Below are 291 nucleotides of genomic sequence, written 5' to 3' on the forward strand. Positions count from 1 at the left end.
CCAGTGGCAAGGGGGCTCTGCTTTGGAGGCTCAGACGGCATGGAGCTGGTCCTCACCTGACAGGTAGACTATAAAAGTCAGGTCATTGGATGGCCTTTTATATATTTTATATCGACACATCTAATCTGCTCTTTGATCAGACCGACAACTTTTTCAAAATCTTCAGATTTACAATATAAATTATCGCTATATGAAATCTTAAATGGCGTTGATTCAAACCTTAATGCTTTCTTTTTATTGGAGATGATTAACGTATAGTCCCAATCTTTTTTAAACATGGTTTCATGCTCT

1 pseudogene is annotated in these 291 nt (G+C 37.8%); it reads right to left on the minus strand.

Going from position 1 to position 291, the window contains the following annotated elements:
- Positions 1-77 precede the first annotated feature (77 nt).
- Positions 78-291 (minus strand): annotated as a pseudogene (locus BN1120_RS21120) (hypothetical protein); the annotation flags it as partial.

Origin of the sequence: Aeromonas caviae (assembly GCF_000819785.1) — a bacterium.
GTDB lineage: Bacteria > Pseudomonadota > Gammaproteobacteria > Enterobacterales > Aeromonadaceae > Aeromonas > Aeromonas caviae.